This is a genomic window from Shewanella sp. YLB-07, from assembly GCF_009377275.1.
Map to the genome: position 1 here is coordinate 53,399 of NZ_VOQB01000018.1, position 13,291 is coordinate 66,689.

Annotated in this window: 14 protein-coding genes; 8 read left to right on the forward strand and 6 right to left on the reverse strand. The window is 43.7% G+C overall.

The genetic code is table 11. From position 1 onward, the window contains the following. The first annotated feature begins 83 nt into the window (after positions 1–83). Positions 84–977: a LysR family transcriptional regulator gene (locus FS373_RS27545; RefSeq protein ID WP_152831057.1), complete on the forward strand. Its 894-nt coding sequence runs from the start codon at positions 84–86 to the stop codon at positions 975–977. A 375-nt stretch (positions 978–1,352) separates the two neighbouring features. Beyond that, positions 1,353–1,709 (forward strand): DUF6508 domain-containing protein, encoded by a 357-nt coding sequence (locus FS373_RS27550; protein WP_144046959.1) that lies wholly within the window; start codon positions 1,353–1,355, stop codon positions 1,707–1,709. A 150-nt stretch (positions 1,710–1,859) separates the two neighbouring features. Here the strand turns inward: FS373_RS27550 and FS373_RS27555 are convergent, their stop codons facing one another. Together FS373_RS27555 and FS373_RS27560 are read right to left on the reverse strand one after the other, a co-directional pair. Continuing rightward, entirely contained in the window at positions 1,860–2,849 is a 990-nt protein-coding gene (locus FS373_RS27555) for a cytochrome-c peroxidase (protein WP_144046958.1), read from the reverse strand. Between the two features lie 247 nt (positions 2,850–3,096). Continuing rightward, positions 3,097–3,324 carry a PGPGW domain-containing protein gene (locus FS373_RS27560; RefSeq protein WP_152831058.1) on the reverse strand — a complete coding sequence of 76 codons (228 nt, stop codon included), beginning with the start codon at positions 3,322–3,324 and terminating at the stop codon, positions 3,097–3,099. 285 nt (positions 3,325–3,609) lie between these two features. On the opposite strand from FS373_RS27560, the gene FS373_RS27565 reads away from it, so the two are divergent. Further along, positions 3,610–4,287, forward strand: coding sequence for a substrate-binding periplasmic protein (locus FS373_RS27565; protein WP_227993340.1), 678 nt, complete (start codon positions 3,610–3,612; stop codon positions 4,285–4,287). A gap of 57 nt (positions 4,288–4,344) precedes the next feature. Here the strand turns inward: FS373_RS27565 and FS373_RS27570 are convergent, their stop codons facing one another. Continuing rightward, positions 4,345–4,752, reverse strand: a complete 408-nt coding sequence (locus FS373_RS27570) for a YccF domain-containing protein (RefSeq protein WP_144046955.1) — start codon at positions 4,750–4,752, stop codon at positions 4,345–4,347. 215 nt (positions 4,753–4,967) lie between these two features. Here FS373_RS27570 and FS373_RS27575 point away from each other — a divergent pair, with 215 nt between their 5' ends. Then, the gene (locus FS373_RS27575; RefSeq protein ID WP_152831060.1) at positions 4,968–5,888 is read left to right on the forward strand and encodes a pyridoxal-phosphate dependent enzyme; all 921 of its coding nucleotides are present in this window, start codon (positions 4,968–4,970) and stop codon (positions 5,886–5,888) included. A 309-nt stretch (positions 5,889–6,197) separates the two neighbouring features. On the opposite strand, the gene FS373_RS27580 is transcribed toward FS373_RS27575, so the two are convergent. Further along, positions 6,198–6,371 (reverse strand): hypothetical protein, encoded by a 174-nt coding sequence (locus FS373_RS27580; protein ID WP_144046954.1) that lies wholly within the window; start codon positions 6,369–6,371, stop codon positions 6,198–6,200. A gap of 488 nt (positions 6,372–6,859) precedes the next feature. Between FS373_RS27580 and FS373_RS27585 the strand changes: the two genes are divergently transcribed. Both FS373_RS27585 and FS373_RS27590 read left to right on the forward strand, forming a co-directional pair. Continuing rightward, positions 6,860–8,473: a mechanosensitive ion channel family protein gene (locus tag FS373_RS27585; protein WP_144046953.1), complete on the forward strand. Its 1,614-nt coding sequence runs from the start codon at positions 6,860–6,862 to the stop codon at positions 8,471–8,473. A gap of 157 nt (positions 8,474–8,630) precedes the next feature. After that, positions 8,631–9,572, forward strand: coding sequence for a chemotaxis protein CheV (locus tag FS373_RS27590; protein ID WP_144046952.1), 942 nt, complete (start codon positions 8,631–8,633; stop codon positions 9,570–9,572). 30 nt (positions 9,573–9,602) lie between these two features. On the opposite strand, the gene FS373_RS27595 is transcribed toward FS373_RS27590, so the two are convergent. Together FS373_RS27595 and FS373_RS27600 are read right to left on the reverse strand one after the other, a co-directional pair. Then, on the reverse strand, positions 9,603–10,271 hold the full coding sequence (locus tag FS373_RS27595; protein ID WP_144046951.1) for a hypothetical protein: 669 nt from the start codon (positions 10,269–10,271) through the stop codon (positions 9,603–9,605). Between the two features lie 90 nt (positions 10,272–10,361). Continuing rightward, a complete protein-coding gene (locus FS373_RS27600; protein WP_144046950.1) occupies positions 10,362–10,721 on the reverse strand; it encodes a DUF2750 domain-containing protein in 360 nt (119 codons plus the stop codon). A 262-nt stretch (positions 10,722–10,983) separates the two neighbouring features. On the opposite strand from FS373_RS27600, the gene FS373_RS27605 reads away from it, so the two are divergent. Both FS373_RS27605 and FS373_RS27610 read left to right on the forward strand, forming a co-directional pair. Beyond that, positions 10,984–12,171: a lytic murein transglycosylase gene (locus FS373_RS27605; protein ID WP_152831061.1), complete on the forward strand. Its 1,188-nt coding sequence runs from the start codon at positions 10,984–10,986 to the stop codon at positions 12,169–12,171. Positions 12,172–12,373: 202 nt separating this feature from the next. After that, positions 12,374–13,249, forward strand: a complete 876-nt coding sequence (locus FS373_RS27610) for a WYL domain-containing protein (RefSeq protein WP_144046948.1) — start codon at positions 12,374–12,376, stop codon at positions 13,247–13,249. Positions 13,250–13,291 lie beyond the last annotated feature (42 nt).

Genomic DNA, 13,291 nt, shown 5'->3' on the forward strand with positions numbered 1-13,291 from the left:
ATGAACAAAAAAAAGAATAATAATTGGCGTGAGTTAATCTATAAAGTAGATGGTATGTTTAGGTTTACACTAATGAGGCGTGTATGCGTATAGATGTTGATGCATTTAAAGTACTTGAGGTTTTGGTCGAAGAAGGCAGCTTTGCTAAGGCTGCAGAGCGTTTGCATAAGGCTCAGTCTGCGGTGAGTTATCAGATTAAGAAGCTAGAGCAACACTTAGGTGTAAATCTTTTTTGTCGGGATCAGTACCGAGCCGAATTAACGCCGGAAGGTAAAGTTATACTCGCCGAAGGCCAGAGACTGTTGCAGTACCTTGCAAACATTGAACATTTAGCGAGCAGATTCAGTGAGGGGTGGGAGCCTAAATTGGAACTAGTTATCGACGGAGCCTTGCCGATGGAGCCAATCATGAAGGCATTGAAACGTATGGCTGCCCACCAGATCCCGACAAAAATTCAATTGAATATGGAGTTTCTCGGTGGAGTACAAGACAGGTTTGAGCGGGATAATGCCGATCTGATGTTAGTGAAAGACTATCGTACCGGTCCCAATTATCGACCTCAGTCTCTGCCGGATATTACCAGCATACTCGTCGTGGCGGCAAGCCATCCGTTGGCTGTGGAAGAGAATATCTCGTTATTTGAGCTGCAAAGGCATGTTGAGCTCACCATCGAAGATTCATCCCCCGAAATAAGCTATCAAGATGAGCTTCAATTCGGTGGGGATAAGGTGTTTTATCTGTCTGGTTTCATCATGAAGAAGAATGCATTGGAGATGGGGTTGGGTTTTGGCTGGATGCCAGACTTCCTCATCCATGATGAGCTCAAACGTGGGGAGCTGATTGAGGTGGATTTTAGTGGCGGCAGCCGCCACAGTTTCACTCCTAAACTAGTGTCGACCATGGAGCGGCCATTGGGTAAGGCGGGGCGTCTGTTTACTGAGCTTATTATGGAAGAGTTCGATCGTGCAGAGCTCTAGACTGGTGGGAGCGACTCTCTGCTCTCTAGCAGATTAGTCTGTGATGATATCGAGTATTTTATCTGTCTAGTTTCAATTGAAATTTTACTCAGTTATAGCACATCCAGTAGCGGCGTTATGCAAGCGGCTTAGTAGCACTAAGGTTAAAGCAAATAGGCTTAACGGCCGATATTTATAATATACCGTACCGTTAAGCCTAGGTTCAGTTCCCATCGAGTATATTGGCGACATATGGTCAGTGGTACGACATATGCAGATATTTTAGTTGTAGAAGGTTATATAAGAACCTTGAATGTTGAAAGCTGAGTAAAAGTGTTCAACGAGCATGTGTATTGAGTATTTATACAGGCCATTCTCGTTGATAGGAGGTATAAGATGAAGCCATTAGTATCGAATCATACATCGAACCTTTATGCTAAGTATGTGAATATATTAGCCTGCGGAGACAAACCCATTTCGGTTTGTAAGCTGCATGAGTTTACCGAAGACTTGGCCAAGAGCCATTTGCTACTGAACGATTTTAAATGGGATGATTGGTATCAAAATAGCCATTTAGTTGACAGGCCTGAGTACATTGCCGATGCCAGCCTGCATGATTGCCAACTATTGCTAACCGCCATGACGCGTCTCGAACGCTTTAGTCCGGGTGTGATAGATAATATGAGGCGTCAAGGTGTCTTGATTGCAATCCTTGAACGCTATAATAATTTTTCAATGAAACTTGCTTGCTAGAAGGCTAAAAGAGTTAGGTTATAGGCTAGGTTTTATCTATCCATGACCTCCTTATAGTAAAGAGTACATACTCTCTATTTAAGAGAAGCCAGACATAAAAACGCCAGCATTTAGCTGGCGTTTGCGTATCTATAGCTTATACAGATTGGTCTAGTCACCAAATGGCACTGGTCTTGGTGTGTTAGCATTCGATGGCGGTAGGATAGGTAACACTATCTGCGGCTGCTCACCGGTTAGAGACTTAAGGAAAGTCACCATCTCTTTGGTTTCTACCTCAGTTAACTCCTGTCCTAATTGGATCTCTGCCATGGTATTCACCGCTTCTTCCAGTGTCCAAGTCGCACCGTCGTGGAAGTAGGGATAGGTCAACTCGATATTTCTGAGTGTTGGTACCTTAAATACGAATTTATCGGCTTCTTTGCCGGTTACTGCAATACGCCCTTCAGCGGGATTTGTAGTATGGAAAGGTTTGACTAGCCCCATCTTCATATACATGGTGCCACCAACAGCTGGTCCGTTGTGACAACTAGTACAGCCTTTATCTTTAAACAGTTGATAACCAGATTTCGCTTCTGCACTGATTGCTGACATATCGCCTTTAAGATATAGATCGAATGGGCTATTTGGCGTCACTAAGGTCTTTTCAAATTCAGCAATTGCATCGGTAATGTTGTCAATACTGACAGCGTCTTTACCATATATCGCCTCAAATCTTAGCTGATATGCTGGCATAGACTTCACCGTTGATACTGCGAGCTCATGGGTATAGCCCATCTCACCGGGGTTAGCGATAGGGCCACCTGCTTGCTCTTGCAGATCTTTGGCTCGTCCATCCCAGAATTGGGCTAAACCGTATTCGGCGTTGAGCACGGTTGGGGAATTTATGGGGCCTTGTTGCCAGTTGTGACCTATGGATGTGGGCAGTGCATCGACGCCACCTAATGACAGGTTGTGGCATGAGTTACATGAAATGAAGCCCGATTTTGAGAGCCTTGGTTCGAAAAAGAGCATCTTACCTAATTCGACCTTTTCTGGTGCAGTGATTTTTGCCGGTTCAATTATCTCGATAGGTTCCTGAGCCATGGCGGCAGTGCTGATAGCCGCGAGAATGGCGAGAGAAACTGAAGTAAGTCGCTTCATACTAGACCTCATTTAATACTTGTTTTTTGTGTGGGTATTTTATAAGGCTATCTTATTCCTTCACAATTAAAGGTGGTAACGCTTTGTTTAGATAGGGGCTATCGTATGTTTGGATTAAGTAATCGTGAAGCAGATCTCAGACTCTATGTGGGGATTAAGGCAGGAAGAGACATGCAGATCACTATCTGAACATGTTTGTGATCTAGAGGGTCTTGTCTCTGAGGCTTTGGGAGGTTAAGCACGGCTATTAGCGGTTCATTTTCCACAATAGAATTTTTCTATCTAGCCAAGCGGCGGAAGCATAAAACTGGCGCTGGCTCTTACGAAGCCAGATCTTTGCCCAAGAGTATTCAAGACTTAATATGGCAAGCCCTATTGGCAATAGAAGCCAAGCTGGTCCGGGCAGGGCCAACAGAGCGATTCCGGCGAGTGTCAGTAATCCACCGATAATGGAGATAAGCGCCTTACGAATCATACCTGCTCCTGTCTAATCATGTCTATTTTAGACAATGTCTCATTATAAAGGCCTCTTATGCCAGTCGACAATTGTAACAAAGGTTAATTACTATGCGGATAACCGTTAAGTATAAACTGTCTATACTTATGTAAAATCGATGCCAAGTAGGATATTTCCATTAACCGAATAAGAATTATTTTTGCGTTTACTGGGTTCAGTACTTCATCAGGGAAGTGCGGACTTAGGCTTGTACTAGTTTTAGCCCTATTGCTAATAGGGCCTGCTAAATCGGATACCCTCAAGTTGACTTCGTTACACTGGCCACCTTATTCCGGAAAAAAACTGGTGGATCAAGGCGCATTGATTGCTATCACCCGCGCCGCTCTCAATGCCATGGGTCATGAGCTCTCGGTCGACTTTTATCCCTGGAGCCGGGCGGTGAGATTGGCTAGCCGGGATGATTCTATGTATCTGGGATATCTACCCGAATACTCGTATCCGACACAGGCCTTTATTTTTTCTGAATCTCTCGGCGTAAGCCCATTGGGTCTTGTAGAGAGACAAATTAATCCTATCCGTTGGCCAAAACTTATCGATCTGAATGATTATACATTAGGCGTAGTTAGAGACTATGTGAATACTGCCGATCTCGATATCATGATTAAGCAGGGGACTCAGCCTGTTGAAGTTGTCAGCTCTGATGAACATAATATCAAGAAGGTGGCGACTGGTCGTGTGGATGGCGCCGTGATCGATGTACATGTACTTAGGTTTATATTGACAAGAGATGACTTGAAGCCATTAGCCGATAAGTTACAGATGAATCAAAAGTTGCTCGAAGAAAAACAATTATACGTTGCCTTTAAAAACAGTCCTGATGGCCATAAGTGGCGGAGTATTGTTAATCATGGACTCACTAGAATAGATGCTAAATCTATTTTGGATGATTATATGGCTTCTGTTACGGCGTCTGATAAATAATTGGAAAACTGCTAGCGGTGGCCCATAGGTTTGATTAGGCCACCGTTAGCCGTTATTTTAGGCTTTCGCCACCACAGTTTGGCCGATTGGCGTTAGGCTTAACATGGCAAGTTTGAGATGTTGAATACCAAAAGGTATGCCTATAATGGTTACAAAACAAGCCAAGGCATGTGTGATATGTCCGATTGCGAGCCAGATCCCAAATAACAGAAACCAGATAATATTCCCTACTGTGCCAAAAGCGCCAGTACCCAAATCTTCTTGTCCCGTTAGATGTTTTCTATTCATCTGTTCTTGACCGAAGGGCCAAAATGTCATTTCACCTATGACAAAACAGGCGCGTCCGAATGGGATACCTATGATACTGATAAAGCAAAGTAGGCCAGCTAGCCACCATGCTAATCCCATGATGAAGCCGCCAAGGACAAACCAAGCTATGTTAAAAACTAACCGTAATACTGCCATTTAGGCCTCCAGTGAAACATCGTTTCTTATTTTCATTCTTAATCTTATTAAGCAGAAGACGTGCCAAGTATTTAAATTGTTTAGTTTCAATTGCTTATTGTTCTTATTGGGAAGGGTACTAGTGAGATTTATCAGCTTTTAGTACTTTTAGTCGATTGTAAGGCGTACCCAGTGGTAAAATCACTCCTTGTCTATCCCAGCTATAATGCCTTGAAATGAAGTTAAGCCGCACCCCAGTCGATACCATAGAGATGTTTAACAGAGACATTTTTGTCAAGAGAGATGATCTGCTCCACCCTGAATTCTCGGGTAACAAGGCACGAAAATTTGCCTATTTCATCGAGCATGATTTTCCAGGAGTGATTAAGCTCATCGGCTATGGCTCCCCCCAGGCTAATTCCCTCTATTCTATGTCGGCGCTAGCAAAAATTAAGGGGTGGAGTTTAGATTTCTATGTGGATCACATTGCCTCTCACATCAAACTCAAGCCAAGTGGTAACTATGGTGCGGCATTAGCTAATGGCGCCCATATCATATCACTCGATACTCTGGATGACAGAGGTGGTCGGGACACTCACACTTATATACAAGAGGTTGTACTGCCGCTTGAGGAAAATGCTGTTTTTGTTCCTGAAGGAGGTCGCTGCGAGTATGCCGAGTTTGGAGTGTCTAAACTGGCTGAAGAGATCGTGCAGTGGGCTGATGAGAATGAATTACATAATCTTGTCGTTTTTTTGCCGTCCGGTACAGGTACTACCGCTCTGTATGTTAATAAGTATTTTGTTGAACAGGGGATAAACATTCGCGTGCTTACCTGCGCCGCGGTTGGGGGGAGTGCTTACTTAACTCAGCAATTTACCGAGCTGTCTGACAATCCAAAACATCACCCCGAGATTGTGACTCTGGCAAAAAAGTATCATTTCGGGAAATTGTATCCTGAGTTTTATGAGATGTGGAAAACGCTCTCACTCAGTGGCATCGCTTTCGAGTTACTTTATGACCCTCTGGGCTGGCTGGCACTGGAATACTATCTAAACACGAGCTCAGAAGATGTGCCTATCTTGTATCTTCACCAAGGGGGATTATTGGGTAATGAAACCATGCTGCCGAGATACATGAGGAAGTACGGTGATTGAAATTATGATGTTAATCGGTAGTATTTGTTCGAACCAAGAGTGACGTTTGGATGTATGAGATGCGTTCTGGGGAGTATTTACCGTTTGGTCAGGCTAAGTATCTGTGAAAGTGATACAGCCTGAACCAAAGGTAGGAGTTGCTTTATTGCTTAATAGCCGACTTATGGTGCCGGTCCTATCTGTTTCCTGTCTATTAGCGGGGAAACATTCGATACCAGTGAGAGGAGTGTATCGATTAGCATCTGTTGATTGTGTTAACTAACTCTAACTAGCAGCCTAGTGAGAGGTTTGACAAGAACTAACTTAAACTTATTTACTGCCAGATAATAGCCAGTTCATAAATTTCAACGCTTCGGTGCGCTTTGAGAAAGTCTGTCGGTTTTTTCCTTGGCTATCGGTGAAAGCGATAGAAGATTTATTTACTGAAATAGAATCTACTGGAAAATTAACTGTGATCTGGTGACCATTTACATTGTACGACATAGGTCATACTCCTTATGTGTTACTGCTAGTATTAATCAATAGCAGTTTGTATTTAATAATAAAATCCTTAGCTATTAGCAAAAGATGAGCATTAAGTTCGTTTTGAGGCTACCCATCTTCGACGGTTTAATCAAGTAAACTAGTTATCAATAAATGTTAATATTTGTAATTTGTGAGATAACCACTAAACCGATTGGATTCGAGTTAAACACAGATGTATGACAGCTAGATGACTAAAGTTGAGTAGTTGAACCGGAGTTATAATATTTTTGCGAGGCAGTGACGATATGGAGTCGGACTAACAAAGAAAATTAAATAAAGGTGTCTCAAAACTAGTGGTTATTATATCGACGAGAATGGGCTTGTCAATACCCTTGTAGCATTATTATGCGCTTTTTCGTTGCCAATATAATTAAGCTGTAAAACTGTCGTTTATGGTAATAAATGATAGAATTTGTGGGTGTTTTGTTAATTGGCGGTCGATAAGTATGCGTTTGAATCATTGGTTTCTCCCTCTTTTCTGGTGTTCACTCCTTTTATTCTCACATGCCAGTGCCGCAGTCGTGCCGAACATGGTGGGAGTGCTCAAAGGTGCGTCAAATGAGCAATCAGTCACGACTGAACTCTCTGTGCATCAAAAGTATGAGTATAAGGATGAATTCAAACGCGATACTCCCAGGGGGACACTGGAAGGGTTTACCCAAGCGGCCTATGAACAAGATTATGTCTTGGCGGCTAAATACTTAGACCTGCGTTATCTTCCAGATGGGATGGCTAAAGGTAAGGGAGCAGAATACGCCTCAAAACTTCAAGCGATTATCGACAGAAATATCTGGGTTGATCTGGATCAGATCAATGACTCTCCCCGGGGCAAAGATAACGATATGTTGCCGGCCTATAGGGATGCTTTTGGGCGAATAAAGCTGGAAAGCAGTGAAGTTTCATTACTACTGCAGCGTGTTCCAGGTAAACAGGGATCGATTTGGAAGATATCTAATGCTACCGTAGCCAAAATCCCAACGCTCTATGATCAGCTAGGCTACGGGCCTGTGGTGGAGTGGTTTGTTGACAACATACCTGAAGGTCGTTTGTTCAAAGTGAATCTTTGGGAGTTAACTTTACTCGTAGTGTATCTGGCTGCCGCTTTTTTAGTTGTGATCCCAATAACCTGGGTCATTAAATTCATCATTTTGAAAAGTAATTATGCGCTTAAAGAGGAGTTGGGCTATATCGTTGCCGGGCCATTACGTTTCTTTATCGCCGTGGTATTAGACAGAGCCTGGATGGCTCACAGTAGCATTTCGGCCATGGCATTGGAGATGGTTAACACAGGTTTTTTGTTGTTTATCGCTGTCGTATGGTTGGTCTGGTCTTCTTTAGGTATTTTTCAAGCGGGTCTTAAACGGCGTTGGCTTGCACAAAACAACCAACAGGGGGCTTCTCTGTTAGGACCCTTGACTAATTTTGTTCGGGTTATTTTTGTTGCCCTTGCTGGCCTTGTATGGCTGGAACATCTGGGATTCAGTGCCAGTGCTATTTTGGCGGGGATGGGAATAGGTGGAGTTGCCATAGCCTTGGCTTCTAAACAATCGATAGAAAACTTTATCGGTACTATTACCTTATATTCAGCGGCTCCGATTAAGGTGGGTCAGCTTTGTCAGTTTGGTGCTATTAGGGGGACAGTCGAGCAGATTGGTTTAAGGTGTACTCAAATAAGAACCTTAGACAGAACCTTGATCCATGTGCCCAATGCAAAATTAGCTGAGATGGAGATAGAGAATATCTCAGAGCGTGAGAAAATCCGTTTCAAGGCCGATATCAGGCTCGATTATGAGACCTCTTCCGAGCAATTGAAGGGCATTATTGCCGATATAACGGCAATGCTTGAGCAGCATAAAGAGGTGGATGAGAGCCCTCTACGGGTCACTTTTCAAGGATTTGGCTTGCACGGCTTGCAGGTTAACGTATTCGCTTATGTTGGAACTACTAGTTTTCCGACTTATCAGTTGGTGGCCGAAGCGCTACATCTTGGCATCATGGATATTGTAGTGAGTCATGGTTCTCGTATCATTCCAGTGGCACCCATAGCGGCAAGAATATAGGCATTTAAAATCTTGAACATTAGTTATCATTTTGAGATTAACTTGATTTCTATCAGCTCAATGCTAGTGATAAAGTCTATAATCACTAAGAGCTTTATCGGGATAGCCTTTATGTTTGTCCCCTTATTTTTAGACCTTTTATTTTGAGAGCAACATAATGGCAAAAGTACTCGACTCGGTTGACCAACGAACCAAGCTTGTAGGAGAAAACCGGCTTGAACTCTTACTGTTTCGAATCAATGCCACTCAGCTTTTTGCAATCAATGTATTTAAAGTAAAAGAGGTGGTTAAATTGCCTCAATTGAGTGCCGTTCCTGGTAGCCATCCACATATCAGCGGTGTGGCTAATATTCGTGGAACCTCCATCCCGGTTATCGATCTTCGTAGCGCCATCGGCTATAAACCTATCACAGGCGAGCATGATGCCAACATGATCATCACTGAGTATAATCGCAGTGTTCAGGGTTTTAAGGTGGGTAAAGTCGAGCATATTGTCAATATGACCTGGGGAGATATCTTACCTCCCCCCAAAACGGCTGGCAGGCATAATTATTTAACGGCGATCACTCGCATCGAAATTGATGGTGTTAGTCAAATCGTTTCTATTATCGACGTGGAAAAGGTGTTGGCGGAGATCATTCATTATGACATCACCTTGTCTGAAGGGGTACTCGATGAGGACTTGGTTGGCGAGATGCAGGGCCGTAAGATTTTAATCGCCGATGACTCCTCGACGGCGCGAAGACAGATAAAGGAGACACTCGAGCCATTAGGCATAGAGATCCTCGAAGTCTCAGACGGTTTACAGGCTCTAAGGACGCTACAGCGTTGGTGTGATGAAGGTAAGTCTGTGCAGGATGAGATCTTAATGTTGATCACCGACGCTGAAATGCCCGAGATGGATGGTTATAAGTTAACCCGCGAAATCCGCAGCGATAAGCGCATGAATGACCTCTATATCACATTGAACACCTCATTAAGTGGTAACTTTAATAAGGCCATGGTGGAGAAGGTAGGCTGTGATCGTTTCATCTCTAAGTTTCAGCCGGACTTATTAGTCGATGTAGTGCAGCAAAGGCTAAGAGAGATAGTTAGATAGTTAGATAGTTAGATAGGGTAACTAGTGGGCTTAGAACCAAGTTTTTTCGGCTAAAGGCGTGCCTTGCTCAATGGCTATGTCTTTTACCACCTCTTGTTTCACCCTTTTTGGGGAGGCTATGTTGATACGGGCTATTCTGACGGCATAACTAAATCTTTGGCGTCCAACCTGGGATAAAATAGCTTCGAAAAAAAGTCTATCTAAGCCCAAGGTTTGACTGTAATGAGACACAGCTTTCGACAATGAGCTATATTTCACCCCGTCAAATTCAAACCCCACGACAAAATCGCTATCATCTATGTCGACGCCATCTAAACTCAGAGGCCAACCAGTGGCATTGACTCTGTCTCTGGCAATTAGGTACATCATCCAGGCGCTTTTCTTGAAGCCCTCAAACACTTTACAGGAAAACTCAGAGTCGATTAATTCCTGCTCAGTCCAATTAACCCCTATGGCAAGGTGTTTGGCATAGATACGCATTAATCCATCTTTGACTGCTAGCTGGCAATCCCAAATAGACGTTAGCGGACTTTTTTTAGCCAGTTTGAGACACTCTTTACATGCCGGAACAGCTAAACTGGAATGAGGCGTATGCACGCTTGCATGATATTCAAATACGCAGTTGGAAGGCTCATTACAGAACCAACAAATATGGCGAAATTCGAAGGGGACATCGATGAGGGGAACAGATTGCGTCATAATCTATCCAAGACAGATATGACGCAATAGTGATGACTGAAATCTAACAAAGCCTTTAATTTCAGTATAAGAGTATGCTGAAAGGCTCAATTACTCTTCTTCAACCTGTACTAATGATTTAGCCAGTTCGATAGGGTCGGTTTCTAAACATTCTTGATCGGCTAGCCAATCGGTACCAACAAGTACGCCATCGTCGTTTAGGTCCGATACCCAAAACTCAAGGAACTCGACTAAGGTGATCGACACAGGTTGATAGTCTGACCACTCTTCGCTGCAGTGAACCTTGGCATTTGCTTCAGAAGACCAAAGCGGCATTACGTCAGTATGTTCGTATTCCGATGAATCGCATACAACCCAACCTTCACCGGTTTCATCTTGTAGTCCCCAGACAACTTGATGTTGTTTTACATTCTCGATAAAGCTGGCTAGTTCAGTGGTAATTTCGCTCATGATAGATCTCTTAAGTGTGTAATTAAAACCGTGTCATTATACGCCAGGCGGCGTATTCTCCAAGGGAATCTTGCTGATTAACGCCTGTTAGATAAAACATTAAGTAAAAATAACCTTATTTCTGTCGAAAAATGAGATTAATACTTAAACTATCTTGTTCCTATAGTTATTATGGCTCAGATCTATGTCGTTTTGCGACCTTGAGAATTTTCTTTTTATCATTCTGGTCAAAATATTTTTTTGCATTCTTGGAGTTGTCATTTTGATTAAAAATGTCCCATTAGCATCAGTACTCTTCGTATCCTCCCTCTGGGCGTTGCCGGCTAGCGCCGATGATTTCGCAGCTTGTGTCGTTAATCTGCAGGAGAAAGCCCAGCAAGAGGGTCTTTCGAAGGAGACAATCGATAACGCGTTAGCCAATGTTAAATATGTCCCCAGAGTGATTGAACTCGATAAGAAACAGCCAGAGTTTAGTCAGACCTTCGATAATTATTTTAGTAAACGGGTGACAGACTGGCGCGTAAACCAAGGTCGGAAGATGTTGCGTGAGCACAAGGTGTTATTAGAGAAATTACAAGAAACCTATGGTATTCCACCGCAATACCTGATGGCATTTTGGGGGCTCGAAACCAACTTTGGTTCATATAAGGGTAAAATGCCGGTGTTAGATTCACTGGCGACCTTGGCCTGTGACCCTCGTCGTAGTAAGTATTTTACCGGCGAGTTGATGAAAGCACTAAAGCTTAAAGAGAAGTATAATTTTGATGCCTCTACCATGGTGGGGTCTTGGGCCGGTGCCATGGGACATACTCAATTTATGCCGAGCGCTTACACTCACTACGCCGTCGATGGTGACGGTGATGGCAAAGCCGACCTATGGAATAGCACTGCCGACGCATTGGCATCTGCAGCGAACTTTCTCAATCAACTCGGTTGGCAGCGAGACGAGCGTTGGGGCAGGGAAGTGAGATTACCTGCTAATTTCAATTATGATTATCTTGGTAATTCTCAGGCTCAAGATTTGGCCGAGTGGAAAAAGCTGGGACTGACCCAGAGTAATGGAGCAGCCTTGTCGACCCCCGACATGACTGCCAAGCTTTACCTTCCTGCCGGGCATACGGGTCCGGCGTTCTTAGGGTATAAGAATTTTGATGTGATCATGCGCTGGAACCGTTCTGAATTTTATGCCATTGCAGTTGGCCATTTAGCCGATAGAATTAACGGGGGAGTGGGATTAGTCATAGCGCCGCCTAAGCAAGATAATTTAAGCCGTGCTCGTGTTAAGGCGTTGCAAGCTAAGCTAAATGATAAGGGCTTCGATGTGGGTAAACCCGACGGTGTGATGGGAAGAAATTCTAAGGCCGGTTTACGTGCCTATCAGCAAAGTGCTGGCCTAGTTGCCGATGGATTCCCCGATGAGGCGACGTTTAAGGCCATCGGAGTCAACTAGTCAGTTTGCTCATCAAGTTAAGGGTCATTCAAGATGACCCTTAACACTGCTCAGCCTCATTCATTTCCCTTTATAAGGTGTAATCACATTGATTGCACCTTTTGTTTTTATCCTTTACCTTATATTAGATTACCTATTCCTGAAACTCGGTGTGAGTCCGATAGTTTCTACATGCTGCATTAATAAAAAGAGATAAAAGTGTATGAATATTATGGATAACCTTTCACATGCTCAAAAGCAGCGACTCGCTTTTATCGATTTCAGCCTACAATATTTTGGCCAGATATCTCGTCAGGATCTAATTAAGAAATTTGCTACTGGCTTAGCGGCTGCGACCCGTGATTTCGCCAGTTACCGTGGTTTAGCACCAGATAACATGACACTGGTGCATCAGACTAAGAGTTATCATAGAAACCCCGAATTCAGAGCCCTGTTCCAGCACGAGCCGGAAGGAATATTACACGGCCTAGCGAAAGGCTTCGGTGATGGGTTGTCTCATCCCATCTCACCGAGTGAAATTTGTATCGATGCGGTGCAGCTCATTCATCCGGATACAGAGATCATTGCCGCTTTGATGCGTGCAATACAAAACAAGCAGGCGATTAACATAAAATATGTGTCTGTTTCATCCGGAGAGAAGGAGCGTGAAATCGTGCCCCATGCCTTGGTCAATAACGGCCAGCGTTGGCATGTGCGAGCCTTCGATCGTGCTCATCAAGTGTTTACCGATTTTGTCGTCACCCGAATTAAGATGATCTCAGGTGCCAGTAGCGGGCCGACGTTTAATGAGACACAGGCTAAAGACAGCCACTGGGATCAAATGATCACCTTATGCTTAATCCCACACCCTAGTCTTAAACACCCTGAGGCTATCGCTCTGGATTACCAGATGCTGGACAATAAAATAGAGATTCAAACCCGAGCCGCCTTAGCCGGATATCTGTTAAGACAGTGGAGTGTCGATTGTTCTGCGAAGCACAGGATCACCACAGGTGTGTGTCAGCTAGCCTTAGCCAATCATGAGATACTCAAACATATAGAACAACTCGCTATTATCCCTGGTGGTGCGAGCCGTTGATATTTAACACTAGAGTGCGTAGGGGACTTTTGTTAAACTTCG